This is a genomic window from Cellulosimicrobium composti (assembly GCF_010287905.1).
Lineage (GTDB): Bacteria > Actinomycetota > Actinomycetes > Actinomycetales > Cellulomonadaceae > Cellulosimicrobium > Cellulosimicrobium composti.
Window position 1 is genome coordinate 1 of sequence record NZ_JAAFAN010000125.1, and the last position, 3,898, is coordinate 3,898.

Genomic DNA, 3,898 nt, shown 5'->3' on the forward strand with positions numbered 1-3,898 from the left:
CAGGTGGTCCGCGCCGCGTTCGAGTCCGGCCTGCGGGCATGAGGGCGGCCCCGGGCCCCCCGCGGCCCCGCCCCGGCGGGCGAGGCGGCGGCCGCCGAGGCCCCGGCCACCGAGGCCCCGGCCACGGTCTCGCCCGCCGCGACCGGTGGCGGCACGAGCACACCGCGCCTCGCGACCACCGCGCTGCTCTTCCAGGCGCCCGACCCGGCAGCGGCGCCGCGCCGCCCGCGCCGCGCCCAGAGCCCGGCCGGCCCGCCCCGGCACGTCGAGCCTGCCGAGGCCGCGTCGCAGGACCGTCCGGCCGAGACGCCCGCGCAGGACGAGCCCGCGACGTCGACGACGCGCGGGCGCGGCGCCGGCAAGCGCGGGCGCGGCGCCGCGAAGTCCGCCGAGGCCGCTCCGACGCCCGTGGCTCTCGAGGCACCTGAGGCCGTGCCCGCCGAGGACGTGACCGTCGAGGTCGCGCTCACGGGCGAGGACGCCGCCGCGGTCGAGGAGATCGAGGCCATCGAGACCGAGCTCGTCGCCGAGGGCATCGAGGTCCCCGAGGACGCGTTCGGCCCCGAGGACTTCGTGGACCTCGACGAGGACGAGGCCGACGCCGAGCGGACCGACGCCCCCGAGGCGGAGGACGCCGAGCAGTCCGGCCCGCGCCGTCGTCGTCGCCGCGGCGGTCGCGGCCGTCGCGGCCGCCAGGACTCGGGACGCGAGTCCGAGGACGGCGAGAACGGCCAGGAGGCCGCACCCGCCGACGCGGGCGCCGAGCCCGACGCCGACGACGCCGAGCAGGACGCCGCGGACGGCGAGCCGGGGGAGAGCGGCGAGGACGAGGCGGGCAGCAGCCGTCGCCGCCGTCGCCGTCGCCGCGGGGGCCGGGGCGACAGCGGCGAGACGACCACGACGCGCTCGCGCCCGCGCGAGCGCAGCCTGGCCGACGAGGTCACCGCGCTCAAGGGGTCCACGCGCCTCGAGGCCAAGCGCCAGCGGCGCCGCGAGGGCCGCGACGCCGGGCGCCGCCGCCAGATCATCACCGAGGCCGAGTTCCTCGCGCGCCGCGAGTCGGTCGAGCGCTCGATGGTCGTGCGCGAGCGCGGCGGGCGCACGCAGATCGCCGTGCTCGAGGACGGCGTGCTCGTCGAGCACTACGTGTCGCAGCAGTCGCAGGCGTCCATGGCGGGCAACGTCTACCTGGGTCGCGTCCAGAACGTGCTGCCGAGCATGGAGGCCGCGTTCATCGACGTCGGCAAGGGGCGCAACGCCGTCCTGTACGCCGGCGAGGTCAACTGGGACGCCGCGGGCCTCGAGGGCCAGCCGCGGCGCATCGAGCAGGCGCTCAAGTCGGGCGACTCGGTGCTCGTCCAGGTCACGAAGGACCCGATCGGCCACAAGGGCGCGCGCCTCACGTCGCAGATCACCCTCGCGGGCCGCTACCTCGTGTTCGTCCCCGGTGGGGGCATGACCGGCATCAGCCGCAAGCTCCCCGACACCGAGCGCAACCGCCTGAAGAAGATCCTCAAGGAGGTCGTGCCCGACGGCGCGGGCGTCATCGTGCGCACCGCCGCCGAGGGTGCGAGCGAGGAGGAGCTGCGCGCGGACGTCGAGCGCCTGCGCGGCCAGTGGGAGGCCATCGAGAAGAAGTCGAAGAGCGCGTCGGCACCCGCCCTGCTCCAGGGCGAGCCGGACCTCGCGATCCGCGTGGTCCGCGACATCTTCAACGACGACTTCAGCTCGCTCGTCGTCGAGGGCGACGGGGCGTGGTCGGAGATCTCCTCGTACGTCGAGGAGCTCGCGCCGGACCTGCGCGAGCGCGTCTCGAAGTGGACGGGCACGCAGGACGTCTTCACGGTGCACCGCGTCGACGAGCAGCTCGCGAAGGGCATGGACCGCAAGGTCTGGCTGCCCTCGGGCGGTTCGCTCGTCATCGACCGCACCGAGGCGATGACGGTCGTCGACGTCAACACCGGCAAGTTCACCGGCTCGGGCGGCACGCTCGAGGAGACCGTGACGCGCAACAACCTGGAGGCGGCCGAGGAGATCGTCCGCCAGCTCCGCCTGCGCGACATCGGCGGCATCATCGTCATCGACTTCATCGACATGGTGCTCGAGTCCAACCGCGACCTCGTGCTGCGTCGCCTCGTCGAGTGCCTCGGCCGCGACCGCACCAAGCACCAGGTCGCCGAGGTCACGTCGCTCGGCCTCGTGCAGATGACGCGCAAGCGCGTGGGCCAGGGCCTCGTCGAGGCGTTCAGCGAGACGTGCGAGCACTGCCACGGTCGCGGGTTCATCGTGCACACCGACCCGATCGAGAAGTCGGGCGGGAACGGCCGCGGCGGTCACGACCACGGCACCAGCAACGCCGGCGGCGCGGCGTCCGGCGAGGAGCCGGCCGAGGGCGGGCGCTCGCGCTCGCGCCGCAAGCGCGGCTCCGGCGGCTCGGGCGCGGCGGCGAAGGACGCGGGGATCACGCTCCCGCAGCCGGCCGTCCCGGTCCTGCCCGAGGTCACCTCGGAGGCGCGCGCGGCCGTGAAGGCCACGCTCGCGACGATCGCCGCCGCGGCGGCGCACGCCCACGAGCACGAGCACGACGGGGCGGTCCCGCAGGACGCGGTCACCGGCGCGCCGGCGGACGACGCGGCGCTTCCCGCCGTCGAGCCCGTGGCGGAGCCGGGCACGGGCGACGACGCGGGCGGGGAGCCGACCGAGGACTGAGCGGGAACGGGCCCGGCGGGCGGTCGTCACGACCCCCGCCGGGCCCTCGCGCGTCCCGGCCCCGGCCCGGGGCCGTCTTCGTCCGGGGCGCCGTGACCTGGCATCATGCGCCCATGGGTTACGACCTCTCGGGCCGCCTCGTCGTCGGCGTCGCCTCCTCCGCACTGTTCGACCTCACCGAGTCCGACCGCGTGTTCCGCACGCAGGGCGAGGCGGCGTACCGCGACTTCCAGGAGCGCCACCGCGACGACGCGCTGGAGCCCGGCGTCGCGTTCGGCTTCGTCCGCCGTCTGCTCGCGCTGAACGACCTCGCGCCGTCCGCGGACGACCCTCTCGTCGAGGTCATCGTCATGTCGCGCAACTCCCCGGAGACGGGCCTGCGCGTCATGCGCTCGGTCCGCCACCACGACCTCCCGATCACGCGCGCGGTGTTCCGCCAGGGCCGCAGCCCGCACGAGTTCATCCGCCCGCTGCACGTCGACCTGTTCCTCTCCGCGGACGAGCGGTCGGTCCGCGACGCCGTGGACCTCGGGCTGCCCGCCGGGTACGTGCTCGACCCGACGTTCGCGGACGAGGAGGGAGAGGAGCTGCGCATCGCGTTCGACTTCGACGGCGTCCTCGCCGACGACTCGTCGGAGCGCCGGTTCCAGGACGGCGGACTCGCGTCCTTCCGCGAGCACGAGGAGCTCAACGCGGACGTGCCGCTCGGCCGGGGACCGCTGCGCGAGCTGCTCGTCGGCATCCACCGCATCCAGGTCGTCGAGCGCGAGCGGCACGCCGCGGACCCGTCCTACCGCCCGCGCGTCCACGTCTCGCTCGTCACCGCGCGCTCCGCGCCGTCGCACGAGCGCGCGGTCGCGACGCTCTCGTCGTGGGGCGTGGCGGTCGACGACGCGTTCTTCCTCGGTGGCGTCGACAAGGACGGCGTGCTCGAGGTCCTGCGCCCGCACATCTTCTTCGACGACCAGCGCGCGGTCGTCGAGGCGGCCCGCCGCGTCGCCCCGTCGGTCCACGTACCCTACGGCGAGCTCAACCGGGGCGTCCTGCCCGCGGACCCGGCGACGGACGCGCGGCGCGCCGCTGCCTCCGACGCGCCGGTCGACGCGCCGGTCGGCGCGCGCGGCGGGGACGCCGCGGTCCCGCCCGCGCCTCGTGCCGAGGTCACGGCGGCCACCGCGCCCGCGGGAGA

General features: G+C 75.8%; 2 protein-coding genes. Both read left to right on the forward strand.

Features of this window, described 5'->3' with window-relative positions; translation table 11 throughout:
- Positions 1–432 precede the first annotated feature (432 nt).
- The gene (locus tag GYH36_RS18875; RefSeq protein WP_312028720.1) at positions 433–2,709 is read left to right on the forward strand and encodes an Rne/Rng family ribonuclease; all 2,277 of its coding nucleotides are present in this window, start codon (positions 433–435) and stop codon (positions 2,707–2,709) included.
- Between the two features lie 113 nt (positions 2,710–2,822).
- The coding region (locus tag GYH36_RS18880) for a 5'-nucleotidase (RefSeq protein WP_162290675.1) at positions 2,823–3,898 on the forward strand (1,076 nt) is incomplete at its 3' end.